This is a genomic window from Microbispora bryophytorum (assembly GCF_006874465.1).
Taxonomy (GTDB): Bacteria; Actinomycetota; Actinomycetes; order Streptosporangiales; family Streptosporangiaceae; genus Microbispora; species Microbispora bryophytorum.
The window spans coordinates 35,987-61,269 of record NZ_VIRL01000001.1 but is presented as its reverse complement, the minus strand read 5'-3'; the positions used below and the strand labels follow the sequence as shown (position 1 = coordinate 61,269).

At 70.8% G+C, this 25,283-nt stretch carries 21 protein-coding genes and 1 pseudogene; 15 read left to right on the top strand and 7 right to left on the bottom strand.

What is annotated here, in order from left to right; genetic code table 11:
* Positions 1-35 precede the first annotated feature (35 nt).
* The 5 genes from FLX07_RS00295 (at position 36) to FLX07_RS00275 (ending at position 3,215) form a co-directional block, all read left to right on the top strand.
* On the top strand, positions 36-485 hold the full coding sequence (locus FLX07_RS00295; RefSeq protein WP_142567397.1) for a MaoC family dehydratase N-terminal domain-containing protein: 450 nt from the start codon (positions 36-38) through the stop codon (positions 483-485).
* A 2-nt stretch (positions 486-487) separates the two neighbouring features.
* Complete coding sequence (locus FLX07_RS00290; protein WP_142567396.1) at positions 488-916, top strand: MaoC family dehydratase; 429 nt, start codon at positions 488-490, stop codon at positions 914-916.
* 47 nt (positions 917-963) lie between these two features.
* A complete protein-coding gene (locus tag FLX07_RS00285) occupies positions 964-1,317 on the top strand; it encodes a hypothetical protein (protein WP_142567395.1) in 354 nt (117 codons plus the stop codon).
* Between the two features lie 40 nt (positions 1,318-1,357).
* Positions 1,358-2,422 carry a UDP-N-acetylmuramate dehydrogenase gene (locus tag FLX07_RS00280; RefSeq protein WP_142567394.1) on the top strand — a complete coding sequence of 355 codons (1,065 nt, stop codon included), beginning with the start codon at positions 1,358-1,360 and terminating at the stop codon, positions 2,420-2,422.
* Between the two features lie 223 nt (positions 2,423-2,645).
* Entirely contained in the window at positions 2,646-3,215 is a 570-nt protein-coding gene (locus FLX07_RS00275; RefSeq protein ID WP_142567393.1) for a TMEM165/GDT1 family protein, read from the top strand.
* A gap of 26 nt (positions 3,216-3,241) precedes the next feature.
* On the opposite strand, the gene FLX07_RS38210 is transcribed toward FLX07_RS00275, so the two are convergent.
* Both FLX07_RS38210 and FLX07_RS36215 read right to left on the bottom strand, forming a co-directional pair.
* Positions 3,242-6,106, bottom strand: coding sequence for an ATP-binding protein (locus FLX07_RS38210; protein ID WP_280116524.1), 2,865 nt, complete (start codon positions 6,104-6,106; stop codon positions 3,242-3,244).
* A 132-nt stretch (positions 6,107-6,238) separates the two neighbouring features.
* Positions 6,239-6,406, bottom strand: coding sequence for a hypothetical protein (locus tag FLX07_RS36215; RefSeq protein ID WP_167748058.1), 168 nt, complete (start codon positions 6,404-6,406; stop codon positions 6,239-6,241).
* A 206-nt stretch (positions 6,407-6,612) separates the two neighbouring features.
* Here FLX07_RS36215 and deoC point away from each other — a divergent pair, with 206 nt between their 5' ends.
* The 3 genes from deoC to FLX07_RS00255 all read left to right on the top strand — a co-directional run bounded on the left by deoC (position 6,613) and on the right by FLX07_RS00255 (position 10,065).
* On the top strand, positions 6,613-7,551 hold the full coding sequence (gene deoC, locus FLX07_RS00265; RefSeq protein ID WP_142567391.1) for a deoxyribose-phosphate aldolase: 939 nt from the start codon (positions 6,613-6,615) through the stop codon (positions 7,549-7,551).
* Positions 7,552-7,561: 10 nt separating this feature from the next.
* Positions 7,562-8,989 (top strand): aldehyde dehydrogenase family protein, encoded by a 1,428-nt coding sequence (locus FLX07_RS00260; RefSeq protein ID WP_142567390.1) that lies wholly within the window; start codon positions 7,562-7,564, stop codon positions 8,987-8,989.
* 212 nt (positions 8,990-9,201) lie between these two features.
* The gene (locus FLX07_RS00255) at positions 9,202-10,065 is read left to right on the top strand and encodes an aldehyde dehydrogenase family protein (protein ID WP_142567389.1); all 864 of its coding nucleotides are present in this window, start codon (positions 9,202-9,204) and stop codon (positions 10,063-10,065) included.
* Here the strand turns inward: FLX07_RS00255 and rho are convergent.
* Positions 10,062-11,132 (bottom strand): annotated as a pseudogene (gene rho / locus FLX07_RS00250) (transcription termination factor Rho); the annotation flags it as partial. The gene FLX07_RS00255 and the pseudogene rho overlap by 4 nt on opposite strands.
* Before the next feature lie 341 nt (positions 11,133-11,473).
* Positions 11,474-12,052 carry an LURP-one-related family protein gene (locus FLX07_RS00245; protein ID WP_142567387.1) on the bottom strand — a complete coding sequence of 193 codons (579 nt, stop codon included), beginning with the start codon at positions 12,050-12,052 and terminating at the stop codon, positions 11,474-11,476.
* A 185-nt stretch (positions 12,053-12,237) separates the two neighbouring features.
* Between FLX07_RS00245 and FLX07_RS00240 the strand changes: the two genes are divergently transcribed.
* The 6 genes from FLX07_RS00240 (at position 12,238) to lipB (ending at position 17,243) form a co-directional block, all read left to right on the top strand.
* Entirely contained in the window at positions 12,238-13,284 is a 1,047-nt protein-coding gene (locus tag FLX07_RS00240) for an ABC transporter substrate-binding protein (RefSeq protein ID WP_142567386.1), read from the top strand.
* A gap of 39 nt (positions 13,285-13,323) precedes the next feature.
* Positions 13,324-14,346 (top strand): FecCD family ABC transporter permease, encoded by a 1,023-nt coding sequence (locus tag FLX07_RS00235; protein ID WP_142567385.1) that lies wholly within the window; start codon positions 13,324-13,326, stop codon positions 14,344-14,346.
* The gene (locus FLX07_RS00230; protein ID WP_142567384.1) at positions 14,343-15,422 is read left to right on the top strand and encodes a FecCD family ABC transporter permease; all 1,080 of its coding nucleotides are present in this window, start codon (positions 14,343-14,345) and stop codon (positions 15,420-15,422) included. Before FLX07_RS00235 ends, FLX07_RS00230 begins: the two co-directional genes overlap by 4 nt.
* Positions 15,419-16,231 carry an ABC transporter ATP-binding protein gene (locus FLX07_RS00225; RefSeq protein WP_142567383.1) on the top strand — a complete coding sequence of 271 codons (813 nt, stop codon included), beginning with the start codon at positions 15,419-15,421 and terminating at the stop codon, positions 16,229-16,231. Before FLX07_RS00230 ends, FLX07_RS00225 begins: the two co-directional genes overlap by 4 nt.
* A gap of 105 nt (positions 16,232-16,336) precedes the next feature.
* On the top strand, positions 16,337-16,552 hold the full coding sequence (locus FLX07_RS00220; protein ID WP_142567382.1) for a PspC domain-containing protein: 216 nt from the start codon (positions 16,337-16,339) through the stop codon (positions 16,550-16,552).
* Between the two features lie 52 nt (positions 16,553-16,604).
* Positions 16,605-17,243 carry a lipoyl(octanoyl) transferase LipB gene (lipB, locus tag FLX07_RS00215; protein WP_142567381.1) on the top strand — a complete coding sequence of 213 codons (639 nt, stop codon included), beginning with the start codon at positions 16,605-16,607 and terminating at the stop codon, positions 17,241-17,243.
* 4 nt (positions 17,244-17,247) lie between these two features.
* Here lipB and FLX07_RS00210 read toward each other — a convergent pair whose 3' ends face one another.
* Positions 17,248-18,795: an amino acid permease gene (locus FLX07_RS00210; RefSeq protein WP_142567380.1), complete on the bottom strand. Its 1,548-nt coding sequence runs from the start codon at positions 18,793-18,795 to the stop codon at positions 17,248-17,250.
* Positions 18,796-18,806: 11 nt separating this feature from the next.
* Positions 18,807-19,724 carry a choline/ethanolamine kinase family protein gene (locus tag FLX07_RS00205; protein WP_142567379.1) on the bottom strand — a complete coding sequence of 306 codons (918 nt, stop codon included), beginning with the start codon at positions 19,722-19,724 and terminating at the stop codon, positions 18,807-18,809.
* Between the two features lie 72 nt (positions 19,725-19,796).
* On the opposite strand from FLX07_RS00205, the gene FLX07_RS00200 reads away from it, so the two are divergent.
* Positions 19,797-22,298: a GcvT family protein gene (locus FLX07_RS00200; protein WP_142567378.1), complete on the top strand. Its 2,502-nt coding sequence runs from the start codon at positions 19,797-19,799 to the stop codon at positions 22,296-22,298.
* Here the strand turns inward: FLX07_RS00200 and FLX07_RS00195 are convergent.
* Positions 22,264-24,987, bottom strand: coding sequence for an HNH endonuclease (locus tag FLX07_RS00195; protein ID WP_142567377.1), 2,724 nt, complete (start codon positions 24,985-24,987; stop codon positions 22,264-22,266). The two genes, FLX07_RS00200 and FLX07_RS00195, sit on opposite strands and share 35 nt — an antisense overlap.
* Between the last annotated feature and the right edge of the window lie 296 nt (positions 24,988-25,283).

Below are 25,283 nucleotides of genomic sequence, written 5' to 3'. Positions count from 1 at the left end.
GGCCTATCCCGCTCATTACGAAGGAGCCCGGCCCGATGCCTTTGAACCGCGATTTCGTCGGGCGGACGTATGAGTCGCCCGCGCCCTACGAGGTCAGCCGCGTGAAGATCGGCGAGTTCGCCACCGCGATCGGCGACGCCAACCCGATCTACCACGACAGGCGGGCCGCCGTGGCGGCCGGGCATCCGGACGTCGTCGCGCCGCCCACGTTCCCCATCGTGTTCAGCCTCTTCGGGACCGGCGACGCGCTCGCCGACCCGGACCTCGGGCTCAACTTCGCGATGGTCGTGCACGGCGAGCAGAGGTTCGAGTACGAGCGGCCCATCCACGCGGGCGACGAGCTGGTGTGGACCTCGACCGTCGAGGAGATCCGCAGCGTGGGCCGCAACGAGTTCCTGACCCTGCGCAGCGACGTCTCGACCACCTCGGGTGAGCCGGTCTGCCGCACGTACAACATCATCGTGGAGCGCGGAGGGGCGGCCTGATCATGGCGGCGACGGTCAAGTACGACGAGGTGGAGACCGGCCAGAAGATCCCGGCCGTCGAATACCGGGTGCGCCGGGTGGACCTGGTGAGGTACGCCGGGGCCTCGGGCGACTTCAACCCGATCCACTGGAACGAGCGGCACGCGAAGGCGGTCGGCCTGCCCGACGTCATCGCGCATGGCATGTACACGATGGCGCAGGGCAGCCGGTTCGTGACCGACTGGGCGGGCGACCCGGGCGCGGTCGTGGAGTACGGCGTCCGGTTCTCCTCCATGGTCGTGGTGCCGGACGACGACAACGGCGCGACGATCACGATCAGCGGGGTCGTCGAGGACAAGCGCGAGGACAAGCGCGTCGTCGTGACGCTGACCGCGAGGTCCGGCGACTCCCGCGTTCTGTCCAAGGCCCGCGCCGTGGTCCAGCTCTCCTGACTGGCCGGGCCCGATTGGCCGCGGCGGTGCTGGGTAGCGGTCGGATCGTGAGCGAGCGAGACAGCGAAGCGAAGAACGAGCCGGTCACGACGCAGCGGGAGCACGGCGACGTCGCCGGTGTCGCCGCGCAGACCCAGGACCCGGGCAAGGCCGGCGACGCCCAGGGCGGCGCGATGCCGCGTCCGCGGGCGCGGAACGCCAGGGAGGCCGCCGCAGCCGCGGGCCCGGAAGAGATCACCGAGGTCAAGCAGGACGTCGCTCCCGGCGGGACGATCGAGACCGCGCTGACCCCCTCGGGCGAGCCGTCGGTGGTCGCCTCCCAGCTCCTGTGGGACGGCAGCTCGGCCACGTCGAGGGTCGACGAGTCGATCGCCCGGGCGGAGCGCGAGGACCGCGGATAGCTATCCTGTTCGTCGGGATGTTCCGGGTGCGAGGAGACCGATGGCTGACCGGTTGGCAGGGGTGCCGCTCGCCCCGTACACCACGCTGCGGACGGGCGGACCGGCCCGGGCGTTCACGCAGGCGCGGACGCAGGGCGAGCTGGTCGCGATCGTGGCCGAGGCCGACCGTGAGCGCGAGCCCGTGCTGGTGCTCGGCGGCGGCAGCAACCTCGTGGTGTCCGACGACGGGTTCGACGGGCTCGTGGTGCGCGTCGCCACCCGGGGCGTCGAGGTGACGGCCCGGAATTCGGCGGCGGATGACGGCCGGGTGCGGGTCACCGTGCAGGCGGGGGAGGACTGGGACGCCCTGGTCGCCCGCTGCGTGGCCGAGGGCTGGTCGGGGGTCGAGTGCCTGTCGGGCATACCCGGGCTGGTGGGCTCCACCCCGATCCAGAACGTCGGCGCGTACGGGCAGGACGTCGCGCAGACCGTCGCCGCCGTCCGCGTGTACAACCGCAGGACCGGCGAGGTGGGGGACCTCGCGGCGGCCGAGTGTGGCTTCGCCTACCGGCACAGCGCGTTCAAGCACGACCCCGGCCGGCACATGGTGCTGGCCGTCACCTACGCCCTGGAGCGTTCGCCGCTGTCGGGGCCCGTGGCCTACAAGGAGCTGGCCGCGCGGCTCGGCGTGGAGATCGGCGCGCGGGTGCCGCTTGCCGACGCGCGGGAGGCGGTGCTGGAGCTGCGGCGGGGCAAGGGCATGGTGCTCGACCGCGACGACCCGGACGCGCGCAGCGCCGGGTCGTTCTTCACCAACCCCGTGCTCGGCCCGGAGGAGGCGGCGGCCCTGGCCCTGCGGGCCCCCGGCCATCCGCGCTGGGACATGCCCGACGGCACGGTCAAGATCCCGGCGGCGTGGCTGATCGAGAACGCCGGGTTCCCCAAGGGCTACGAGAGGGGCCGGGCCCGCATCTCGACCAAGCACACGCTGGCCCTCACCAACCCCACCGGCGAGGCGGGCGCGGCCGAGCTTTTGGCGCTGGCCCGCGAGGTGCGCGACGGCGTGCACGAGAAGTTCGGGGTGTGGCTCGTCAACGAGCCCGTGCTGGTGGGACTGAGTCTTTAGCTGTCTTCAGCTCGGTTAAACTGGGCCGACACCGAAGGGGAGTAGTCCGAAATCCACTGATCGACACACTGGCGGTTCGTCCGCCCGGTCGTGGAGCCCTCGTGGCGGACGAGACCTTCGGCCCGACAGCCATGATCACATGCTGCCGGGCCGAAGTCGTGCCCGAACTCCCCGGGTGTCGTACGGCGGCCCGGTCGCATCTCCCCTGTAGGAAGGCGACCCCGTGCAAGCCCTCTGGATCTCCCTCGTCGTCATCTTCGTGGCCGAGCTGGGCGACAAGAGCCAGCTCATGGCTCTGACCTTCGCGACCCGTTTCAAGACCGGGCCGGTGCTGGCCGGCATCACCGTCGCGACCGCGCTCGTCCACCTCGTCAGCGTCGGCCTCGGCAGGCTCGTCGGCGACGCCCTGCCGACCACCGCCATCTCGATCGTCGCGGGCCTCGCGTTCCTCGCCTTCGCGGCGTGGACGCTGCGCGGCGACGAGCTCACCGAGGAGGAGAAGGGCAAGGCGGCCCGGACCACCCGCAACGCGTTCATCGCCGTCGCCGTGGCGTTCTTCCTCAGCGAGCTGGGCGACAAGACCATGCTCGCCACCATCACGCTGGCCACCCAGCACGGCTGGTTCGGCACGTGGGTCGGCTCGACCGTGGGCATGGTCGCCGCCGACGCGCTGGCCATTGTGGTCGGCCGGTTCCTCGGCTCGCGCCTGCCCGAGAAGTGGATCAAGTATGGCGCGGCCGCCGCGTTCGCCGTCTTCGGCGTGCTGCTGCTGGTCGAGCCCCTGTTCGCCTGATCCGGGTCCGCCTGACTCTCGTCCGCCTAGTCGAGGAGGGACAGGCGGTGGGCCGCGGCGGCCGCCTCGCCCCGGGTCGACACGCCCAGCTTGGGCAGGATGTTCGACACGTGCACGCTGACGGTCTTGGCCGAGATGAACAGCTCGGCCGCGATGTCCCGGTTGCTGCGTCCGGCCGCCACCAGGCGCAGCACCTCCAGCTCGCGGGGGGTCAGGTCGGCCTGCCGTGCGGGCGCGGACGGCGTGGCCTCGGACAGAGGAGCGCCGAGGCGGCGGGCCAGCGTCTCGATCTGGGCGACCAGGGGGGTGGCGTGCAGCGCGACCGCGAGCGGGCAGGCCTCGCGCAGGCGTGCCGAGGCCCCCTCGCGGTCGCCGCTCGCGGCGGCCGCCATGGCGCCGTGCAGCAGTGCCTTGGCCCGTACGTGCGGGCGGCCCAGCCGCTGCCACGCCTCGGCCGCCGCGTCGAACTCGCCCCGGTAGACCAGCCCGAACGCCTCGTTCACCGGCCCGTCGCCCAGGTTGACGGCCAGCCGGTCGCCCAGCTCCCGCATGTGGGCCACCCGGTCGGGGGCGATCGGAGCCGCCGCGTCGCAGACGTACCTGACCGAGGCGAGCAGCCGCCCGGCGAGCATGGCCTTGCGGGCCAGTGGCGGGTCGTCCAGCGCCGCCTCCAGCACGTCGAGGGCCGTCAGCGGCTCGCCGCGCAGCAGGTGCCACGCGAGGCGCAGGCGGGCGTTGTTCGTCCACTCCTGCGTCTGCTCGTCCCGGTGCGGGGAGAAGGCGCCGACCTCGGTGAGGATGTCCTGCGCCAGGTCCTCCTCGCCACGCGCGATCGCGATGTCCGCGCGGACCCGCAACATGTGCCACCGGTTGCGCAGGGTCGGTCCCATCGCCAGGGACCGTTCGATGATCTCGACGGCCTCGTCCCACCGGCCGAGCGACTCCAGCGCCTCCGCCCGGTTGTTGGCGATGAAGGTGCCCTGGTGGCGGAACCTGCCGTACCGCCGGGCGAGCTTCTCCCCCTCCAGCGCGAGCGCCACGGCCTCCTCCGAGCGGCCGAGGTTGTCGAGAGCGTCGACGTTGTTCGCCAGGGCGCGCAGGATGATGCGGGGCGAGTTCAGGCGGGTGCCCATCGCCAGCGCCTGATCGTTGAGCGCGAACGTGGTCTCCAGGTCGCCGTTGATGGAGCGCCCGAGCGCGAGGTTGATCAGGAGGTCGGCCTCCTGCACCTCGTCGCCCATCTCGCGGGCGATGCGCAGCGCCTCCTCGGTGAGCGCGGTCCCCTCGGCGACCCCGTCGGCGCACATCAGCCCCTGGCCGAGCCGGGTCAGCACGAGCGCGCGGACGTCGCCCGGCTGCGGGACCAGCCGCTCGGCGTGCCACAGATACTCCAGACTTCCCGGCTTGCCCTTGTGCGCCTTGACGTTGGACATGCGGACCAGCAGCTCGGCCACCCGCTCGGGGGAGGTCCGCTCGTCCAGCTCGGCCAGCGCGCCGCGCACGTACTTCTGGCTCTGCTCCATCTCGCCGCTGAGGAAGGCCGCCTCCGAGGCGCGCTCCAGCACCGTGCAGTGGTCGTGGCCGATGCGCTCGGCGGCGTCGGGGACCTTGTCCCACAGCGTCAGCACGCGTTCGAGCAGCTGGATCTGCTCGGTGTAGGCGAACGACTTGGCCGCCTTACCGGCCGCCTCCCAGGCCGAGATCAGCGCCCACAGGTCGTCGCGGGCGGAATACCAGTGGTGGGCGATCTCGATGGCCGCCCGGCCAGGCGGCACCAGGGCGCGATCGCGGTCGATCTCCTCGGCGTACCGCGCGTGCATCCGCGCGTGCTCGCCGGGCAGCAGCTCGTCGTGGACCGCCTCGCGGATCAGCGCGTGCCGGAACGCGTACGCCCCGCCTTCGGCCACCTGCAGCACGTTGGCCGCGATGGCCGGCCGCAGCGCGTTCTCCAGGTCCACGTCGGACACGCCGCTGACCGCCGCGAGCAGGTCGTGCCCGACGCGTACGCCGCCGGCGGCGGCGATCCGGAGCACCCGCTGGGTCTCCTCGGGCAGCCGCTCCACAGAGCCGATGATCAGGTCGTGCAGCGAGTCGGGGAACGAGCAGTCGTCGCCGCAGTCGAGCAGCGCCTCCACGAACAGCGGGATGCCGCCGCTGCGGTCGAAGACCCGGTCCACCTTGGCGAACTCGGGGGTCACCCCGAGGATCCCGGCCATCTGCGCGGCGACCTCGCCCTGGGTGAAGCGGGGCAGGTCCACCCGCACCACGCCGTCGACCCGCCCCAGCTCGGCCAGCACCGGCCGCAGGGGATGGGTGCGGTGCAACTCGTCCGAGCGGTACGTCATGACCATCAGGACGGGAGCCGACCTGAGGTTGCGGCTGAGGAAGGCGATGAGGTCCCGGCTGGAGCGGTCGGCCCAGTGGATGTCCTCGATGACGAGCACCACCGGCCGCCGCTCGGCGAGGCGTTCGAGCAGGGCGAGGATCAGCTCGAACAGCCGGGCGCGGGCCGACTCGGTCTCCCCGTCGCCACTCGGCTCGCCGAACTCGGGGAGCAGCCTGGCCAGGTCGCGGGCGGCGCCGTCGGGCAGCAGAGCGGCGATCTCGGGCGCGCCGCACTCCCGGACGAGCTGCCGCAGCACGGCGGTGAACGGCGCGTAGGCCAGGCCCTCGGCGGACAGCTCCACGCAGCCCCCGACGAGCACGTGGGCGCCGTCCTGTGAGGCCTGCTCGGCGAACCGGCCGGCAAGACGGGTCTTGCCCACCCCCGCCTCGCCGCCGACGAGGACCGCCGCGGTGGCCTGCTTGCGGGCCTGGTCGTAGGCCTCGCCCAGGGTTTCCAGCTCCGTGCCCCGCCCGACGAAAACGGGGCTTACCGCCCGGCGTGTCATGTCGCCAAGCATGTCATGACCCTTTGTATTGCTTCGCCTGGTTTTTCGGTCAGACCTGTGTGGCCCGTGGGACTCACGGCGGCTGAAGGGCCCGGCCGGGAGGGAGGCTCCGGCCGGGCCTTCGTGCGCGTTTCATGAGGTGCGGAGCTTGCCGAAGGCCGCACGCAGCCGGCGCTGGCCGGAGCGCTGCTGTGCCTTCATCCCCGCCTGCGCCTGGCGGGCGAGACGGTGGTCGGCGGCCTCCTCCTGAAGCTCGGCCGCCCGGCTGATCATTACCTGGTAGTGCAGTTCCGGACCCATCAGAGCGTCTCCTTGGTTCGGGTCTCTTTCCGTACTCCTCAAGGTTCGGTCTAAGGCGTGGTGCGGCACATCGGGCGGATGCCCTATCTCTGACAGGCCCGGCGGCCTAGGACTTCTAAGGCGGGTAGGGCGATGCCTTAGGAACGCCGGGATCCCCGGGTTTGGAATCATTCCTCGTGGTCGGGGATGCTGGTGTCGTGCCAACTATGACTACTCCGCTCGCGGAGGTCGCCTCCTCACCCTCGACGTTGCGGGCGTTCCTGCACGGCCTTCCCGGGGTCGACAGGGTCGGGGCGGACGCCCGGGCCGCGATGCTGGGCACGCGATCCATCAAGACGACCGCCAAGAAACAGGCCATCGACCTGGCCATCGGCATGGTCGACCTCACCACCCTGGAAGGCGCGGACACCCCCGGCAAGATCAGGGCGATGTGCGCCAAGGCGGTGCGGCCCGACCCCGCCGACGCGTCGGTGCCGCCGGTCGCCGCCGTCTGCGTCTATCCCGACCTGGTGGCGACCGCCGTCGAAGCGCTGGCCGGGTCCGGCGTGAAGGTGGCGTCCGTCGCCACGTCGTTCCCCAGCGGCCGGTCCTCCCTTGAGGTGAAGGTCGCCGAGACGTCCCTGGCCGTGGCCGCCGGAGCATCCGAGATCGACATGGTCATCGACCGCGGCGCGTTCCTCGCCGGCGACTACCTCAAGGTGTACGAGGAGATCGTCGCCACCAAGCACGCCTGTGCCGACGCGCATCTGAAGGTGATCCTGGAGACCGGCGAGCTCGCGACGTACGACAACGTGCGGCGGGCCTCCTGGCTCGCGATGATCGCCGGGGCGGACTTCATCAAGACCTCGACCGGCAAGGTGTCGCCGGCCGCGACGCTCCCGGTGACGCTCGTCATGCTGGAGGCCGTGCGCGACTTCATGGCCGCGACCGGCCGCAAGGTGGGCGTGAAGCCCGCGGGCGGCATCCGCACCACCAAGGACGCCATCAAGTATCTGGTGCTGGTCAACGAGACCGCCGGGCCGGACTGGCTGCACGCCGACTGGTTCCGCCTCGGCGCCTCCTCGCTGCTGAACGACCTGCTCATGCAGCGGCAGAAGATGGCAACCGGCCGGTACGCCGGTCCCGACTACTTCACGCTGGACTGAGGGCTGAGGCATGTTCGAATACGCACCCGCGCCCGAGTCGCGGGACATCGTCGACATCCGGCCGTCGTACGGCCTGTTCATCAACGGCGAGTGGGTCGAGCCGCAGAGCGAGGCACGCCACAAGACCGTCAACCCGGCCACCGAGGAGGTGCTCGCGGAGGTCGCGTGGGCGGGGGAGGCCGACGTCGACCGCGCGGTCCAGGCCGCGGCCAAGGCGTTCCCCGTGTGGTCGGCCATGCCGGGCGCGGAGCGGGCCAAATACCTGTTCCGGATCGCCCGGCTCATCCAGGAACGGGCGCGTGAGCTGGCCGTCCTGGAGACGCTCGACAACGGCAAGCCGATCAGGGAGTCCCGCGACGTGGACCTCCCGCTGGTCGCCGCCCACTTCTTCTACTACGCCGGCTGGGCCGACAAGCTGGCCTATGCGGGGTTCGGCCCTGATCCCCGTCCGCTGGGCGTGGCCGGGCAGGTCATCCCGTGGAACTTCCCGCTGCTCATGCTGGCCTGGAAGATCGCGCCCGCGCTGGCCTGCGGCAACACGGTCGTGCTCAAGCCGGCCGAGACCACGCCGCTGACCGCGCTGGCGTTCGCCGACATCTGCCGCCAGGCCGACCTGCCGCCGGGGGTCGTCAACATCGTCACCGGCGCGGGCGAGACGGGCGCCGCGCTCGTGAATCACCCCGGTGTGGACAAGGTCGCCTTCACCGGCTCGACCGAGGTCGGCCGCCTCATCGCCAGGAGCCTCGCGGGGACCCGCAAGAAGCTCACGCTGGAGCTCGGCGGCAAGGCCGCCAACATCGTGTTCGAGGACGCGCCGCTGGACCAGGCCGTCGAGGGTGTCGTCAACGGCATCTTCTTCAACCAGGGCCACGTCTGCTGCGCCGGATCGCGGCTGCTGGTGCAGGAGTCGATCGCCGCCGACCTGCTGGAGGCGCTCAAGCGGCGCCTCGGCACGATGCGGCTCGGCGACCCGCTGGACAAGAACACCGACATCGGCGCGATCAACTCGGCCGAGCAGCTCGCCAAGATCCGCGAGCTGTCGGAGGCCGGGGAGGCCGAGGGCGCCGAGCGGTGGTCGCCCGCCTGCCCGATCCCCGACCGCGGCTACTGGTTCCCGCCCACCGTCTTCACCGGCGTGGCCCAGTCGCACCGGATCGCCCGGGAGGAGATCTTCGGGCCGGTGCTGTCGGTGCTGACCTTCCGCACCCCCGCCGAGGCGGTGGAGAAGGCCAACAACACGCCGTACGGGCTGTCGGCGGGCGTGTGGACCGAGAAGGGCTCGCTCATGCTGTGGACGGCGTCCCGGCTGCGGGCCGGCGTCGTCTGGTCCAACACGTTCAACCGGTTCGACCCGACGTCGCCGTTCGGCGGCTACAAGGAGTCGGGCTACGGTCGCGAGGGCGGGCGGCACGGTCTGGAGGGCTATCTTGCGCTGTGATCATTCCTCCGGCCGCCCGGCCGGCAGGTGCGACGACGGGCAGCGCCGCCGCCTGGTCCGCCGGGCCCGCGCGGGGGCCGGCGAGGGCTTCTCCCGGGGCCGCCGCTCCCGTCGCTTCGCCGTACGGCACGGGTGGTTCGCGCACCGCGGCGGCGTGTGCCGGTGCGGCCAGACCTATCAGCCGGCCCGTCCACTGGAGATTGGAAGTTTCGATGAGTGAGCGGCTGGCCGTGAACAAGACGTACAAGCTGTTCATCGGGGGCGCGTTCCCGCGTTCGGAGAGCGGAAGGTCGTATGTGGTGACCTCCTCCAAGGGCGACTTCCTCGCCAACGCGGCCAGGGCCTCGCGCAAGGACGCCAGGGACGCGGTCGCGGCCGCGCGGAAGGCGTTCCCCGGCTGGTCGCGCGCCACGGCGTACAACAGGGGCCAGATCCTGTACCGGATCGCCGAGATGCTGGAGGGCCGCCGCGCGCAGTTCGTCGCGGAGATCACCGCCATGGGCGGCGTGGGGGTCAAGCAGGCCGGCGAGATGGTGGACGCGGCGGTCGACCGGCTGGTCTGGTACGCGGGCTGGTCCGACAAGATCGGGGCGGTCCTCGGGTCGGCCAACCCGGTCGCCGGGCCGTACTTCAACCTGTCGAGTCCGGAGCCGAGCGGCGTGGTGGCCGTGGTCGCCCCGCAGGGACCGCTGCTGGGACTGGTCAGCGTGATCGCGCCGGTGATCGTGACGGGCAACACCTGTGTGGTGGTGGCCTGTGAGCGGGCGCCGCTGCCCGCGATCACGCTGGCCGAGGTGCTGGCGACCTCCGACCTTCCGGGCGGGGTGGTGAACATCCTCACCGGCTCGGCCGCCGAGATCGCCCCCTGGCTGGCGGGCCACATGGACGTCAACGGCATCGACCTGACGGGCGCCGACCCCGAGCTGGCGGTCACGTGTGAGGAACTGGCCGCGGAGAACCTCAAGCGGGTGCTCCGGCCGCCGGCCGCTCCCGTGAACTGGCTCGCCGACCCCGGCATCGAGCGGATGACGGCGTTCCTGGAGACCAAGACCGTCTGGCATCCGATCGGGGTTTAGGTCGTGGCTGCCTGACCCTTCGTCAGGGCCAGGAGGAGCTCGCCGTTCGAGCCGGTGTTCTTCATCGAGGCGAGGAAGCGTTCGAACCCCTCCTGGTCCTGCAACGCCCGGCGCAGCCGCCAGATCAGCGGCTGCTCCGCGGGGTGGAGCAGCAGTTCCTCGCGGCGCGTGCCGGAGGCGACGACGTCGACGGCGGGGAAGACGCGGCGGTCGGCCAGGCTCCGGCTCAGCTTCAGCTCCATGTTGCCGGTGCTCTTGAACTCCTCGAAGAGGTTGTCGTCCATCTTCGAGCCGGTCTCGACCAGCGCGGTGGCGATGATCGTGAGCGAGCCGCCGCCCTCGATGTTGCGGGCGGCGCCGAGCACCCTCTTGGGCCGGTGCAGGGCCCCGGCGTCCATTCCGCCCGTGAGCACCCGTCCGCCGCTCGGCGCGGCCATGTTGTACGCCCGGCCGAGGCGGGTGATCGAGTCGATGAGAACGACCACGTCACGGCCCGTCTCCACCAGCCGCTTGGCCCGCTCGACGGCGAGCTCGGCCGCGGTGATGTGGTCCTGCGGCACGCGGTCGAAGGTCGAGGCGACCACCTCGGCCCGGACCGACTCGCGCATGTCGGTGACCTCCTCGGGCCGCTCGTCCACCAGGACGACGATGAGGTGGCATTCGGGGTGGTTGGTCGTGATCGCGTTCGCGATGGCCTTGAGGAACATCGTCTTGCCGGCCTTCGGCGGGGCGACGATCAGGCCGCGCTGGCCCTTGCCGATCGGCGCGAACAGGTCGATGACCCGCGTGGCCAGCACGGTGCGCGTCGTCTCCAGGCGCAGCCGCTCGTCGGGGTGGATCGGCACGAGGTCGGTGAAGTGCGGCCGCGCGGTGTCCACGGGCGCGCCGTTCACGATCGTGACGGCGGTGAGCATGCCGTTCTGCGCGATGCCGCGGATGTGGTCGCCGCGGCGCAGGTCGAGCGCGTCCGCGAGGGCGGCCGGGACGGTCACGTCCTTCGGGCCGGGCAGGTAGCCGTTCGTACGGATCACCGTGTTCCTGCCCGACGTGTCGAACAGGCCGGTGACCTCGGTGGTTCGGGTGTTCGCCGCCCGCGCCGGCCTGGTGCGGGAGACGTTGCGCGGTTTGGGAACGCTGAGAGTGCTGGCGGTCATGGGACTCCTAGGGCTTGAAGATGTCTGGGGAGGGTAGGCGGGACCACGGCGAAGGCCCGGGCGGAGCGGGCTTCACGGGACCGGAGTTCCTCCCGGCGCGGCGTCTCGTACAGATGGACGGACGGCTGACCAGGCATGCTGTGCACGTATGGGCTCGACAGCGTTCACTGGCGGTTGCCAGACCGCGGAGCCAGAACCATACGGCTTGTCGCCGACTATAACAGGCTCACTCCACTCGGCAATTCCCCGGAGAGCTATCGAGCCTGGAGGGCGTCGAGCGCCACGGCCATGGCGATGACCAGGCGGCGGTCGAGGCGCGGGTCGCGGATCTCGATGGCGTACCGGTCGCGCAGGCCCCACCTGCGGTCCACCGAGAACGCGATCGAGGCGCCGATGCTGAAGTCGAAGTGGTACGGCAGCCACTCCAGGGAGTCGGAGAACCGGCGCAGCAGGGCGACCGCCAGGCGCCGCTCCTGCCCGGTCATCGTCGGCAGTCCCGGCTGCTGGAGGTGCCAGGTGGAGCGGAGCAGCGAGCGGCCGAAATCCTTGCGGAACGTCCCGATGGGGTTCCCCGCGTCGTCCACCACGTCGTACTCGCCGGCGAGGTCGAGGACCTTGCGCGCCTTGAACGCGGCCAGCGTCGCCTGCCGGGACTCGTCGGTGTAGAGCGTCACCTGCTCCTTGAGCGTCATCCGCTTCTGCTCGGCGAAGGCCACGGCCTCGCCCTCGGAGCCGTCGGGGAGAGCCGCATGGACGACGTACCGGTTCACCATCATGGTGATCTTCTGACGCAGGTACAGGCGGGTCTGTGCCTGCAGGGTCGCTATATCCATGGGAGTCTCCAAGAACGGTCCTTTGCCTCCCTATATGCCCTCTTCTCGAAGAAGATCACCAGCCGGTTACCCCTCAATCGACCCGTTGGTGACCATAACCACACCTTTCGGGCTTGATGGAACCAGGGAAGATGCCTATAAGGTAAGCCTTACCTAATCTTTACTGTCTCGGCAGGGAGCCCTGTATGTTTCTCCGGCACCGCGGTATCGGTCTCGGTATCGGCGCCGTCGCGGTCGCACTCTCGCTGGCCGCCTGCGGCGCCTCCTCCGGCGCGTCCTCCGGCGCCGGCACCGGTGCGGGCGCCGCCGAGGCCGCCAAGGCCGTCGCCAAGGGCGGCGCGGACTTCGGCACCGCCGCGGAGAAGACCGCCGCGATGGGCACCACCGCGAAGCCGGGCCAGTGGCCGCGCATCATCACCCACGCCATGGGCACGACCGAGATCAAGGCCCCGCCCTCGCGGGTCGTCGTCCTGGACGTCGGAGAGCTCGACAACGTCGTGTCCCTGGGCGTCAAGCCGGTCGGCTTCGCGCCCAGCGAGGGCTCGCCCGAGCTGCCGTCCTACCTGAAGAAGGACGCCGGCACCCCGAAGAACGTCGGCACCATCAACAGCCTCAACCTGGAGGCGATCGCCGGCCTGCACCCGGATCTGATCCTGGGCAGCCAGCTGCGCGCCGCCGAGCAGTACGACGAGCTGTCGAAGATCGCCCCGACCGTGTTCTCCATCCGTCCCGGTTTCACGTGGAAGGAGAACTACCTCCTGAACGCGGCCGCCCTCGACAAGACCGAGGAGGCCAAGGCGAAACTCGCCGAGTACGACCGCAAGGTGAAGGACCTCGGCAGCAAGCTGGGCGACGACAAGCCCGTCGTCTCGATGGTGCGTTTCCTGCCGAACGGCGTGATCCGGCTCTACGCCAACGCCTCCTTCATCGGCACCATCCTCCAGGACGCCGGCATCCCGCGCCCCGTCAACCAGAACATCCCGGACCTCGCCGCCGAGGTGAGCGCGGAGAACATCGACCAGGCGGACGCGGACGTCATCTTCACCGGTGTCTACGGCGATCCGAAGGCGACCCAGAAGTCGGCGGTCCAGGGCAATCCGCTGTGGAAGAACCTCAAGGCGGTCAAGGCCGGGCACGCCTACGAGGTTCCGGACGAGACCTGGTATCTCGGCCTCGGTGTCACCGCCGCGATGGAGGTCGTCGGGGACCTGGAGAGGTACCTCGCCGGATAGGCGCACGTGGTCCCTCACCGGCTCCGAGAAAGCGAACGAATGCCCCGCGCCACCCGACGCCGCATCGGCCCGACCGCCGGCAGCGCGCTCCTGCTGGTCCTCGCCGGACTGCTGCTCCTTGCCGTACTGCTCAGCCTCGCGGCGGGCAGCCGCCAGATCGCGCCGAGCGTCGTGGTGGACGCCCTGCTGCACGGCGGCGGCAGCGACGACGCCCAGGTCATATGGTCGTTGCGGGTGCCTCGCACCCTCATCGGGGTGATGGCCGGCGTCGCCCTCGCCGTGGCCGGCACGGTCATGCAGGGCATCACCCGCAACCCCATCGCCGAACCCGGAATCCTGGGCGTCAGCCAGGGCGCCTCGGTGGGCGTGGTGTGCGCGATCGCCTTCCTCGGAGTGCACTCGCTGAACGGGTATGTGTGGTTCGCCTTCGCCGGCGCGGGGATCGCGGCGGTCGCGGTCTACGTCATCGCCAGCGGCGGTCGCGGCGGCGCCTCACCGGTCAAGCTCGCCCTGGCCGGCACCGCGATGAACGCCCTGCTCGCCTCCGTGGTCTCCGGCATCGCGACGACGGACGCCCGGGCCCTGGACGAGTTCCGGTTCTGGCATGTCGGCTCGCTCAGCGGCCGGAGCGCCGAGATCGCCGGTCAGACCTGGCCGTTCCTCCTCGCGGGGCTGCTGCTGGTCGCCGCGATGGCCCGAGGGCTCGACGCGCTCGCGCTCGGGGAGGACGTGGCCAAGGGGCTCGGCCACAACGTCCCCCTGCTGCGGATCCTCGGAGGTCTCGGCGCCACCGTCCTGACCGGCGTCGCGGTCGCCGCCGCCGGTCCGATCGCCTTCACCGGCCTGGCCGTCCCGCACATCGCGCGAGCGCTCGTAGGCGCGGACCACCGCTGGGTCCTTCCCGCGGCGGCCCTGCTCGGCCCCGTGATGCTCCTGGTCGCGGACGTCCTCGGCCGCGTCGTCTTCCCGCCCTCGGAGGTGCCGGTGGCCGTCATGACCGCACTGCTCGGCGTGCCTTTCCTGATCGCACTGGTACGCAGGAAGGCGGTGGTGGCGGCGTGACGAGCCTTACACGCCCCGTGCGCCCGACCGGCTTCTCCGTCCTGCGCGTGGGACGGGGCAGCTTCCTGCTGCACCGCAGGGCGACCCTCGTCGCCGTCCTGCTCGGCGCGGTGCTCGCGGTGACCGCCGTCGTCTATCTGTGCGTCGGTGAGTCCTTCGTCGGTCCCACGGAGGTCGTCCGGGTGCTCTGCTCGGCTGTCGGAGGGGGGCAGCCGAGCCCCGATGAGTTCGTGGTCGGCACCCTGCGGATGCCCCGCCTCGCGGTCGGCCTGCTCGCCGGCGCCGCCTTCGGCATCGCCGGATCCTTCATCCAGACCGTGGCCCGCAACCCGCTCGCCAGTCCGGACGTGATCGGTGTGACGCAGGGCGCGGGCGCGGCGACCGTCGCCGCGATGACCTTCGGCCTCGCCGCGCCCGGCACCCTGCCGTACGTCTCGATCCTCGGCGGCCTGGCCGCCGCCGCGCTGGTCTACGTCTTCGCCTGGCGCAGGGGCCTGCACGCCGCCCGCTTCGTGCTCATCGGCATCGGCATCTCGGTGGCCCTCGGCTCCCTGACGCAGCTGTTCCTCACCAAGGGCGACTTCCTGGTGGCCCAGCAGGCCAAGGTCTGGCTCACCGGATCGCTCAACGGCCGCGGCTATGACCACGCCGCACCGCTCGCCTTGATCCTGCTCGTGCTGACGCCGGCGCTGCTGTGGGCGGCCCGGGCCCAGCGCACGGTGTTGTTCGACGACGACACGGCGACCGCTCAAGGCGTACGGCTCGGCCGGGTCCGCCTGTGCCTGACCGTCCTCGGCGTCGTCCTGGCATCGGTGGCGACGGCCGCGGCAGGCCCGGTCGACTTCGTCGCGCTGCTCGCCCCGCAGATCGCCCGCCGCCTCACCCGCACCGCACACATCCCCCTGGTCGGCTCCGCGCTGACCGGCGCCCTGATCGTGACCGTCGCGGATCTGCTGGCCCGCAAGCTGTTCTCCCCGATCGAGCTGCCGGTCGGCGTGTTCACCGCGGTGGTGGGCGCCCCGTATCTGATGTGGCTGATCGTCCGCACCCGCAGCCGTTCTGGAGGCACCTCATGACCGGCAACCGCGTGACCGGCAACCGCCTCAGGGCCGAAGGGCTCGTGCTCACCTACGAGGACCGTACGGTCGTGGACGGCCTCGACCTGGAGATCCCGGATGGGCAGGTCACCGTCATCATCGGACCCAACGCGTGCGGCAAGTCCACCCTCCTGCGCGCGTTGGGGCGGCTGCTCAAGCCGCGGCGTGGCTCGGTGCTACTGGACGGCGCCGAGCTGGCGCGCATCCCCACCAGGCGGGTCGCCCAGGAGATCGGGCTGCTGCCGCAGACCCCGGTGCCGCCGGAGGGCATCACGGTCTCCGAACTGGTGACCCGCGGGCGGCAGCCACACCACAAGTGGTGGCAGCAGTGGACGGAGGCGGACGAGAAGGCCGTCGGCGAGGCGATGGACCGCACCGCGACCGGTGACCTCGCGGAGCGGCTGGTCGACGAGCTGTCCGGCGGTCAGCGGCAGCGGGCCTGGATCGCGATGGCCCTCGCCCAGGACACCGGCCTCCTGCTGCTCGACGAGCCGACGACATACCTTGACATCGCGCACCAGGTCGAGGTGCTCGACCTGGTGCGGCAGCTCAACCGCGAGCGCGGCCGGACCGTCGTCGTCGTCCTGCACGACCTCAACCAGGCCGCCCGCTACGCCGACCACCTCATCGCCATGAAGGCGGGACGCATCGTCGCCCAGGGCGCGCCGAGCGACGTCATCACCGCCGATCTGGTCCACGAGGTCTTCGGGCTCACGTCGGTCGTCGTGCCGGACCCGGTCACGGGCGGACCGCTGGTCGTCCCGGCCGCGCCCTGGCAGTGCGGGTAGCCGCAGATTCGTCTCAGGGTCCGGGATAGGGGTTTTCTCAGGGTTCCTCGTGGAACGTGAAGCTCACGGCCGTCCGTTGAACCGGATGACGAAAGGAGCCGATCGATGTACCGATCGAGGCAGCACAAGATCATCGCTGGCGTGTGCGGGGGGATCGCGGACCGGTACGGCATGTCGCCGACGGTCGTGCGCGTGCTGTTCCTGCTGTCCTGCATTCTGCCCGGTCCGCAGTTCGTGGCCTACCTCATCATGTGGGTGCTGTTCCCCAAGGCCCCGGCTGCCGCCGCCCCGGGCTACGACTACTCGTACGGGCGGAGGTAGGCGGCAACCCATCGCGCGGGCCCGTTTATGCTCACATCAGGAGAGGTGAGCGATGATGCGGCAACGGCCCCTGACGCTGGTCCAGGACGACCTGGTCGACTACGAGAAGGCCATGGAGCGCATGGCCGCGCTGGTCGAGGAACGACAGGACGACGCGCGGCCCGACACGTTGTGGCTGCTCAGCCACCCGCCGGTCTTCACGGTCGGCAAGCGGACGCTGGAGACCCACCTGCCCGACCCGTCGGCCGGCATCCCCGTGGTGCCGACCGGCCGCGGCGGCCAGCTCACCTATCACGGGCCCGGGCAGCTCGTCGGCTATCTCATTGTGAAGCTGCGGGCCGGCGAGGGCGTGGTCGACTACATCCGCGAGGTCGAGCTGCGCCTGGTCGAGGCGCTGGGCAAGCTCGGCGTCCCGGCCGAGCGCCGCGACACCCCGCCCGGGTCGGAGCTGCTCACCGGCGTGTGGACCCGCGACACCGGGCGGAAGATCGTCTCGATCGGCATGCGGTCGAGCCGGTCGGTCACCAGCCACGGCTTCGCGCTCAACGTGGACGGCGACCTCACACCGTGGGACCTCGCGATCCCCTGCGGCATGCCCGACGTGGAGATGACCTCGATCGCCCACGAGCTCGGGCGGGCCACCATGGAGGAGACCCGCCCAGTCGTCGCGGAGGCGTTCGAGGCCTCCTGAGGGGTTACGCGACCGGTTCGCGGTCGCCCGCGTCGTCGACCGTACGGCGAGGGCCGGCGAACCAGTGCCTGGCCGACAGGTGCCACCACAGGGCGATGCCGACGAGCACGGCGCCCACGGCGATGGGGGCGTAGTTCACCGAGGTCCAGGCGAAGTCCTTGTTGCCCGGCACGCCCGCGGGGGCGATGGGCAGGATGAAGTAGATCGAGATGATCGCGATCTCGATCACGGCGATCCAGGACAGCGCCTTGTACTTGCGTCCGAGGGTCCACGGCCCGGGCTGGAAGGAGTCCCCGGCGCGCAGGCGCAGCCAGATCGGGATGAGGAACGCCAGGTAGAGCCCGATCACCGCGATGGACACCACCGCGAGGAACGCCACGGGGGTCGTCGTGCCCTCGGGCGCGTAGAGCGCGGGCAGCGTGATCAGCAGTGCGACCCCGCAACCGCCGATGATCGCGTTGACCGGCGTGCGGTTGCGGTCGACCTTCGACCACAGCCGCCAGCCCGGCACCGCGCCGTCACGGGAGAACGCGTATGTCATCCGCGACATCGAGGTCACGCAGCTCATGCCGCAGAAGAACTGCCCGACCGTGGAGATGCCGAAGATGACGGTGGCGAGGGTGGACGACAGCGACGAGGTGAAAATGGCCCCGACGAAGCCGCCCTCGGCGTCGACAGCGTCCACGTTCGTGGCCGCGAACAGGAACGACAGCAGCAGGACCCAGCCGCCGATCGCGGAGTAGAAGATCGACTGCCACAGGCCCTTGGCCGCGGAGCGGGCCGCGCCGTGGGTCTCCTCCGACACATGGGCGCAGGCGTCGAAGCCGGTGATCGTGTACTGCGTGAGCAGGAAGCCCAGCGGCAGCACGTACAGCCAGAACGCCGGGCCCGACTCGCCCTCGCCGAAACCGGAGTGGTTGAACGTCTCGAACAGGAAACCCACGCTCTGGTGCTTCGACGGGCCGAAGATCAGGATCAGCACGACGGCCGCCGCGCCGAACACGTGCCACCACACCGAGACGTTCTGCAGCAGTGAGATCAGGCGGTGGCTGAAGATGTTGATCAACGCGTGCAGCACCAGGACGATCGCGAACAGCAGGAAGGTCTGGTGCAGCGCGTTGCCGTTCGCCCAGGAGTCGCTGAACCGGCCGATCGTGATGTTCAGGAACGTCGCGCAGCCGTAGTCGACCGACGCGGTCACCGCGATCAGGCCGATCAGGTTGAGCCAGCCGGTGAACCAGCCGTGGACGGGCCGGCCCAGCTTCGCGGCCCACCAGTAGATGCCGCCCGCCGTGGGGTAGGCGGAGACCAGTTCCGCCATGCAGAACCCGATGATCAGGATGAACGCCGAGATCAGCGGCCAGCCGAGGGAGATCGCGAGGGGCCCTCCGTTGTTCCACGCCTGGCTGAAGGTGGTGAAACACCCGGCCAGGATCGAGATGATGGAGAAGGAGATCGCGAAGTTGGAGAACCCGCTCCACGTGCGGGCCAGTTCCTGCTTGTAGCCGAGTTCCGCTAGTCGTTTGGCGTCGTCGTCGAGGGCTTGCGCCACTGAGGCCTCCTCTAACTGGTGCGGAGTTTCCGGACGCCGTCGAGCAGGCGTCCGAAGCTGGGATCCCCGAGATCGCGTACGGCCTGGGCGAACTTGTCGGCGGCCTCGGCGGAGTAGTCGAATCCGGGCAGGGTCACTGCGCGGACCAGACCCTCGTGGATGACGAACCAGAGCGCCCAGGTGAGGTTGGACATGATCAGGTTCAGCCGCACCCGGGGGACGTGCTCGTCGTCGCCGAAGTAGGCCCGCGTGAGCCGTACGACCTGGTCGGGGTCGAAGTCGGACTCGGCGGCCAGGTCCCCCAGCTCGAAACAGGGGTCGTTGTTGCCGGAGAGCTGGTAGTCGACGATCCGGACGCCGTCGCCGGTGGTGATGAGGTTCTCGGCCAGCAGGTCGTTGTGGCAGGGGACCGTGGGAAGCGGGCGCCGCGCCAGCGCCGCCTCGACGTCGGCCACGACCGGCAGCACGTCCTCGTATCCGGCGGGGAGGGCCAGGTCGTGGGCGCGGCAGCGCGCCACGTACTCCCGGAGCTTGCCGAAGATCGAGAAGTCGTTGCCGAAGCGAGGACCGGCGTGCAGGCGGCGGCAGGCGTCCGCTACCCCCTCGATCCGCGCGGCCACCGCCCCGGTGTCGAGGGTGACCCCCTCGACGTACTCCAGGAGGAGGGCACCTGGCAGCACGTGGACGACGCGGGGGCCGATCCCGGACGCCGCCGCCGCGACCGTGTTGGCGATCTCCTGGTCGAGCGGGATGCCGAGTCCGGTCTCGGCGATGCGCGGGTCGAGCACCCGCAGGAGCCAGCGGTCGCCGTCCTCACTGTCGAGCCTGGCGATGTGGTGGCTGAGCCCGCCCTTGATCGTCGTGACGGTCAACGGCCGCCCGGCCCAGGCCGTGACGAGATCCATTGCGTCTGCGACGGGATCTGGCATGCCCGGCTCCTTTTGGTCTACCTTCAGACCATTGATCCGATTGTCTGGGCCGGGTGTTACAGGACGGTACCGATGTCGCAACTTCCCGCAGACGCCCGCGCCGTCGTCATCGGCGGCGGAGTGGCCGGATGCAGCGTCGCCTATCACCTCGCCCGGCTCGGCTGGACCGACGTGATCCTGGTCGAGCGACACCACCTCACCGAGGGCACGACCTGGCACTCCGCCGGCTTCGTCGGCCAGCTCAGGTCCACCGTCACGCAGACCCGAATGATCATGTACTCGGCCGGTCTCTACCCCGAGTTGCGCGAGCTGACCGGGCTCGATCCGGGCTGGCACGGCGTGGGCGGGCTGCGCCTGGCCACCACCCCCGAGCGCATGGAGGAACTGCTGCGCCAAGCCGGGGCCGCCGAGACGTACGGGCTCGATCTGGAGGTGCTCGACCCCCGGGGCACGCACGACCGGCTGCCGCTGCTGGAGGTGGGCGACGTCCTCGGGTCGCTGTGGCTGCCCGGGGACGGGTGGCTCGACCCGGCCCGGCTCGGTCACGCCCTGGCCGAGGGCGCCCGCGCGCTCGGCGTACGGATCTTCACCGGTGTGGAGGTCACCGGTATCGACGTCCATGACGGCCGCGTGACCGCCGTACGGCTGCGCGGCGAGGACGGCGAGCACAGCGAGGACGGCGAGCACGTCGTGCGCACGGAGACCGTCGTGAACGCGGCGGGGGCGGCGGCCGGAGTGGTCGGCCGGATGGCCGGGGCCGACATCCCGATCGTGCCGATCAAGCACCAGTACGTGGTGACTCCGGCGTCCGGCGTCCCGGCGGAGACCCCGACCGTCCGGGACCCGGACAACATCGTGTACTTCCGCGAGGAGGACGGCGGCATCCTCGTGGGCGGCTACATCAGGAGCCCTCAGGTCTGGGACACCGACCGGCCGTTGTCCGAGCCCCGGACCCTCTTCACGCCCGACATGCCGAAGTTCCGCGAATCGTGGGACTCGGCGGTCCGGCGGGTGCCGTCACTGAAGCCGGTCGGGGCCGGCGACGACCCGGCGGCGTTTCGCAAGGTCGTGCACGGACCGGAGGCGTTCACGCCCGACGGGGAGTTCCTGCTGGGGGAGACCGCGGTCGCCGGGCTCTGGGTGGCGGCCGGCTTCTGCGTGCACGGCCTGGCCGCCGCCGGCGGCGTGGGCAAGGTCATGGCCGAGTGGATCGTCGAGGGCGCTCCGGAGTATGACGTCTTCGGCATGGACGTGCGTCGTTTCGGCTCTTACGCCCGGTCGGCCCACTGGGCCCGCGCCAGAGCTCTGGACTCCTACAGCACGTACTACGACATCGTCTATCCCGGCGAGGAGCGCACCGCCGCCCGGCCGCTGCGCCGTTCGCCGGCCTGGGTGCGGCATGAGGCGCTGGGCGCTACCTTCGGTGAGAAGGCCGGTTGGGAGCGGGCCAACTGGTACCCGCCCACGCCCGACGCCGGGACTGCGCATAGTGCACAGAGTGCACAGGCTGCACAGGCAGTGCGGACTGTGCGGCCGAGGGGCTGGGCGGGCCGCGTGTGGTCTCCGGCGATCCGGGAGGAGTGCCTGGCGACGCGGGACGCCGCCGGGCTGTTCGACCAGACGTCCTTCGCCAAGCTGGAAATATCCGGATCTGTCGCTGACCTGGAGCGGCTCGCCGGCAACGCTCTGGACCGGCCCGTCAGCGCAGAGGTCTCCGCGCGGGGCTACCCGGTGGTCTACACGCAACTGCTCAACGAGCGCGGTGGCATCGAGGCGGACGTGACCGTGACCCGGCTGGCGGAGGACCGGTTCCGCCTCGTCACCGGCACCGCCTTCGGGGTCCACGACGCCGCACTGCTGCGCCGTCACGGGCTTGCGGTCGCCGACGTCACCTCCGCGTACGCGTGCTACTGCCTGTGGGGGCCTCGCGCGTACGAAATCCTGGCGTCGCTGACGGATGACGATCTGACCTTTGGTTACCTGCGGGCCGCCGAGATCAGCGTGGGGCACGTCCCGGTGCTCGCCCTGCGGGTCACGTTCGTGGGCGAGTTCGGCTGGGAGCTCTACTGCCCGTCCGAGTACGGGCTGACGTTGTGGGACTCCCTCATGGAGGCGGGCCTGCCGCACGGCATGCGGCCGGCGGGATACCGCGCGCTCGACTCGCTGCGGCTGGAGAAGGGCTACCGCGTCTGGGGCCTCGACGTCACGCCCGAGACCACCCCGCTGGAGGCCGGTCTCGGCTTCGCCGTACGGCCGGAGCGCCGGGCCGCCCTGCCGAGTCCTCGTGTGGCGCTGCGCTGCCTGGTGCTCGACGACGAGCGTGACGTCTGCCAGGGCGGCGAGCCCCTCCGCCTGGACGGCCGTCCGGTCTCCCGCGTGACCAGCGGTGGGTTCGGCCACCGGGTCGGCCGCTCGATCGCGTACGCCTATCTGCCGGTGGAGGTAGAGCCCGGCGAACGCGTCGAGATAGGCGTCAACGGCCGCCGCGTGGGCGCCACGATCAATCGCGAGCCGCTCTACGACCCCGAGGGCGCCCGCGTCAGGGCCGAGCCCTGGGCGGCAGCCGATAGGTGAAGGTCCAGCGGTCGGTGCCGGTTTGGTGGCGGGTGTAGCGGTCGGGGTGCTGGTAGCGGTCGCGGTTGTGGAACTGGCAGGCGGGGCCGAGGAGTTTCAGGTCGGTGAGGCCGCCGGTGCTCCAGTTGTCGGCGTGGTCGATCTGGCCCATGGTGGCGGGCAGCGGGCAGCCGTCGATCCAGCAGGTGGCGTAGCGGGCGTAAACGGCCCGTCGCTGAGCGGGGGTGGCCAGGCGGACCTTGCGGCCCATGTCCAGCACCTGCCCCTCGGCATCCATCACCAACCGCACCAGAGCGGAGGTGCGGGCCAGGCGATGCACGCTGGAGACCGGCAACATCTGCCCGGTCGCCAGCAACAACCCCGGCGCCGCCCCCAGCAAAGCTCCCGGCACCGCCCCCAGCCCCGGCTCACCCGGCGCTGTTCCCGGCAGCGTTCGTGACGCTGTTCCCGTTGGCCTCCCCGGCGGCCTCCCCGGCGCTGCTCCCAGTGGCTTGCCTGGTGGTGTCCCCGGCGCAGGCTCGCTCGACGGTGTCCCGGGCTCTGGCTCCGATGGCCTCCCCGGCGGTGTCCCCGGCTCCGGTCTTGGCGCTCCCGGTGCTGCGCTTCGCGCCGTCCCTGCTGACGGCTGCTCATGGTGTACGTCGTTGCGGCCTTCGGGCGTGCCCTGCGCATGCCGGCAGTCCCCCGCAGGCTGGTGCCCGAAGTGGGTGTGCGCGGCGGCGTCCTCGGGAGGAGGGTCCGGCCATTCCGCCGCGCGAGAATGCGCCGCGCGGGGACGCACCGCATGTGGTGGCGCTGCGTGTGGAGGTGTGCTTCCGCTGTAGGCGGGCCGTGCTGCTGCGCGCTCGGGGTCTGTTTCAGCTTGGGCCGCCGCATGGTCTCGGTCTGCGCCCCTACGTGGTGCGGTGACGTCGCCTGCGGCAGAGGCCATGCTCACGTCACCATCACCAGCACCACTGCCCTCGGCCGGGGCGGCGTTCGCGGTGTCGTGATCGCTGGCCCGCTGCTCACAACCCCCGCAACCACCGGCATCGCGCTCACAAGTCCCGCGCTCATCGGTCCCGCCTTCGCAGGGTCGGTGCTCGTTGGCTTCGGGGTCGTGAGACTCCTCATCGCGGGGGCCGGTTCCGGCAAGGTCAAGCTCGGTGCTCCCGGCAGCGGCCTCCGCGACCGCCCCGGCATCGGCTGCTGTCTCGGCATCGGCTGTCGGAGCGGCTGCTGTCTCGGCCTCGGCGGTGCCGGGGTCACGTGGCCGGTAGGGGCCCTCCCCCCGAGCAGACGCGGCATCGGTCATGCCCACGTCGACCGCGTCGGCGAAGTCGACGTCGCTGAGGTTGCCGGGGTCGTCGTCGCTGGGGATGGCGTCTTCGATGTCGTCGTCGCCCACGGGGCAGGGCCCGGCAACGCTACCGGTGTCGCCGAACGCGCCGGTGTCCCCGCTGTCCCGGCCGTCCTCGGCACTGGTCGCACCCTGGACGTCCTGGGTGTCCTCGGCACTCTGGGCGTCCTGGGCGGCTTCGGGGTGGTCGGGTTGGGGGTCGGTGGGGAGGGATTCGGCGTTGACCAGAACCAGGAGCTCAGCGACGATCTTCTGCTCCATCAACGCGATGAACGCATCCGCCTGGCGAACCCGCAACGGCCGATCATCGCCCTCCGCACGTGGCTTGGCATAAGCATCCAACAGCGCCCGCAACCGGGCCGCCGCCTCACGCGGCAGATAAAACTCCCCTTCCAGGCCGCCACCCGCGGTGGGGCGGATCCGCAGAAACCGCCGCCCGTAGTCGGCCCGCTCGTCCCGCTCCTCACCATCGGGGTCGAGCACCGCCCGCAAGTAACGGCCGGCCTTGGCCACCTCCGCCGGCCCCGCCTTACCCGCCAACTCCAGCAAAATCGGCTCAGCCAGGCCCGCGTGCTCATCACTCAACCGCGCGGTGGCCGTGCAGATCGCCTCCACCACCCCCGCCGACAACACCCCCGCGGCGAACTTCTCCCGCACCCTCGGCAGACGCGCCAGCTCCACCGCCAAGGTCAGCAGACGGCCCGCTCCGGCCACGCTCATTCCCGCGGCGGTGCGCAACCAGCTACGGGTGGAGGCATGCCCATGCTGCCTGGCCTGCCCCGCCCCATGCACCCGCCCCACCCGATCCGCCAACGCGCACGTGATCCGATCCCGCGCGAACAGCAAATCCTCGGCCTCGGCCACGCAGATGTCCGCATCGCCCGGCAATGCCGCCAACGCCAACGCCTGCGCCGACTCACGAAGAGAGCCCACCAAAACCCACGACGACCGGCCCCGAGCAGCACCAGTAGCAGCATCGCGGGCACCGGCACCACGTGCACTCCCGGCACCGGCACCGACACCACCAGCGCTGTCGGCGCTCGCGGCACCGGACGCGTCGCCGCTGGTGGGTTCACTGTCTGTGAGCCCGCTGCCGGTGCTGCTGCCGGTGCTCTTGGTGCTGCTGTCGGCCTTGGTGCGGCTCGCGTGCTGCGCCGGCTGGGGATCGGCGATCGGAAAGTGCTCACGAGCGGCCGAGCCATCCGCGGACCACCACCGGGAACCGGAGGTCAACCGGTCCCACCAGCCAGCAGAACCACCAGAACCACTAGAACCATCAAGGCTGCTGCCAGAGCTGTCAGAGTTATTCAAACGACGAAGGTGATCGGGGTCGAAGTCGGCCGGACCCATCACACCTCCTCGCTAGTTTCGAAAACTTGTTTTAATTCTTTCGTGCCCGCTTGGCTGGTGCAAGCTCACGCGAGAATCTCCTGGAGTCACAGATGGTGGACCGCGCAAGCAGGAGGGCGGCCACTCCAGCACGGTCGGCTCGGGCCGCTGGCGGCGCCATCACGCTGTCTTGGTCTCGTAGACCTCATGCGAGGCAAGCAGGGGATTTGGGGCGTACGACGAGGTCGAACACGTCGGAGAGGCCGTGTGGTCCACAGGCGCCACACCCGCCACACACGCTACGCCACACTTGCCAC

Excerpts from the sequence above, each read along its gene's own strand:
- FLX07_RS00295 (WP_142567397.1), top strand. The coding sequence starts at position 36 with ATGCCTTTGAACCGCGATTTCGTCGGGCGGACGTATGAGTCGCCCGCG.
- FLX07_RS00290 (WP_142567396.1), top strand. The coding sequence starts at position 488 with ATGGCGGCGACGGTCAAGTACGACGAGGTGGAGACCGGCCAGAAGATC.
- FLX07_RS00280 (WP_142567394.1), top strand. The coding sequence starts at position 1,358 with ATGGCTGACCGGTTGGCAGGGGTGCCGCTCGCCCCGTACACCACGCTG.
- FLX07_RS38210 (WP_280116524.1), bottom strand. The coding sequence starts at position 6,106 with ATGACACGCCGGGCGGTAAGCCCCGTTTTCGTCGGGCGGGGCACGGAG.
- FLX07_RS36215 (WP_167748058.1), bottom strand. The coding sequence starts at position 6,406 with ATGGGTCCGGAACTGCACTACCAGGTAATGATCAGCCGGGCGGCCGAG.
- deoC (WP_142567391.1), top strand. The coding sequence starts at position 6,613 with ATGACTACTCCGCTCGCGGAGGTCGCCTCCTCACCCTCGACGTTGCGG.
- FLX07_RS00260 (WP_142567390.1), top strand. The coding sequence starts at position 7,562 with ATGTTCGAATACGCACCCGCGCCCGAGTCGCGGGACATCGTCGACATC.
- FLX07_RS00255 (WP_142567389.1), top strand. The coding sequence starts at position 9,202 with ATGAGTGAGCGGCTGGCCGTGAACAAGACGTACAAGCTGTTCATCGGG.
- FLX07_RS00245 (WP_142567387.1), bottom strand. The coding sequence starts at position 12,052 with ATGGATATAGCGACCCTGCAGGCACAGACCCGCCTGTACCTGCGTCAG.
- FLX07_RS00240 (WP_142567386.1), top strand. The coding sequence starts at position 12,238 with ATGTTTCTCCGGCACCGCGGTATCGGTCTCGGTATCGGCGCCGTCGCG.
- FLX07_RS00235 (WP_142567385.1), top strand. The coding sequence starts at position 13,324 with ATGCCCCGCGCCACCCGACGCCGCATCGGCCCGACCGCCGGCAGCGCG.
- FLX07_RS00225 (WP_142567383.1), top strand. The coding sequence starts at position 15,419 with ATGACCGGCAACCGCGTGACCGGCAACCGCCTCAGGGCCGAAGGGCTC.
- FLX07_RS00220 (WP_142567382.1), top strand. The coding sequence starts at position 16,337 with ATGTACCGATCGAGGCAGCACAAGATCATCGCTGGCGTGTGCGGGGGG.
- lipB (WP_142567381.1), top strand. The coding sequence starts at position 16,605 with ATGATGCGGCAACGGCCCCTGACGCTGGTCCAGGACGACCTGGTCGAC.
- FLX07_RS00205 (WP_142567379.1), bottom strand. The coding sequence starts at position 19,724 with ATGCCAGATCCCGTCGCAGACGCAATGGATCTCGTCACGGCCTGGGCC.
- FLX07_RS00200 (WP_142567378.1), top strand. The coding sequence starts at position 19,797 with ATGTCGCAACTTCCCGCAGACGCCCGCGCCGTCGTCATCGGCGGCGGA.
- FLX07_RS00195 (WP_142567377.1), bottom strand. The coding sequence starts at position 24,987 with ATGGGTCCGGCCGACTTCGACCCCGATCACCTTCGTCGTTTGAATAAC.